At 73.9% G+C, this 1,192-nt stretch carries 1 protein-coding gene; it reads right to left on the bottom strand.

Going from position 1 to position 1,192, the window contains the following annotated elements:
• Window positions 1-1,192, bottom strand: a 1,192-nt coding sequence (locus ACIGHB_RS34265) for a DUF4118 domain-containing protein (RefSeq protein ID WP_399918750.1), incomplete at both ends; no start/stop codon positions are given.

Genomic DNA, 1,192 nt, shown 5'->3' with positions numbered 1-1,192 from the left:
CCCGCCGGTCCTCGGCCGGCAGGACCCGCCCGCTGAGGGCGAGCGCCAGATGGTCGCCGACGGGCATGTCGACGTCGGCGTCCTCGGGACGGGCGCACGGACGGTGACCGACGACGGCGGCGCAGGACCACGGCTCCGTCTCGTCGGCCCGTTCGAGCAGGGCGACGGACTCCATGGAGAAGGTCTCCCGGACCCGTTCGAGGAGCGCTTCCAGGGTCGTCTCGCCGCGCAGCACACTGCCGGCCAGGAACGACAGCGTCTCCGACTCGGCGCGCAGCCGGGCCGCCTGGTGGGTGCGGCGGGCCGCCACGTCGACGACGGACGCCACCGCGATGGCGACCCCCACGAAGATCACCAGGGCGACGATGTTGCGCGGGTCGGCGATGGTGAGCCGGTGGATCGGCGGGGTGAAGAACCAGTTGAGGAGCAGGGAGCCGATGGCGGCGGAGGCGAGGGCCGGTCTGAGGCCGCCCAGGAGCGCCGCGGCGACGGTGAGCGCCAGATAGAGCAGGACGTCGTTGGCGAGGCCCACGTCGGGGGCCGCGGTGCTGAGCAGCAGGGTGAGGAGACCGGGTCCCGCGAGGCCGACGAGCCAGCCCCAGATGGTCCGCGAACGGCCCAGCCGGGCGCCGCCGGTGACGGGCAGCCTGCGACCCTTGGCGGCCTCGTCGTGGGTGACGATGTGGACGTCCAGGTCGGGGCCCGACTCCCGGGCGACGGTGGCGCTGACGCCGGGACCGAAGACGTACTGCCAGGACCGGCGGCGGCTCACGCCGAGCACGATCTGGGTGGCGTTCACCCCCCGCGCGAAGGCCAGCAGCCCGGCGGGGACGTCGTCGCCGACGACGTGGTGGAAGGTGCCGCCCAGGTCCTCGACGAGGGTCCGCTGGACGGCCAGTTCCTTGGGCGAGACGGCGGTGAGGCCGTCGCTGCGGGCTATGTAGACGGCCAGGACCTCGCCGCCCGCGCCCTTCTCCGCGAGGCGCACGGCGCGGCGTATCAGGGCCCGGCCCTCGGGTCCGCCGGTGAGGCCCACGACGATCCGTTCCCGCGAGCCCCAGATCTTCGAGACGCGGTGCTCGGTCCGGTACTCCTGGAGGTACTCGTCGACCCGGTCGGCGGTCCACAGGAGGGCCAGTTCGCGCAGGGCGGTGAGGTTGCCGGGGCGGAAGTAGTTGGAGAGCGCCGCGTC

The organism is Streptomyces sp. NPDC085460 (assembly GCF_044541975.1).
In the GTDB taxonomy this organism is placed as follows: domain Bacteria; phylum Actinomycetota; class Actinomycetes; order Streptomycetales; family Streptomycetaceae; genus Streptomyces.
The sequence above is the reverse complement of the archived record's forward strand: the minus strand, read 5'-3'. Positions and strand labels throughout refer to the sequence as shown.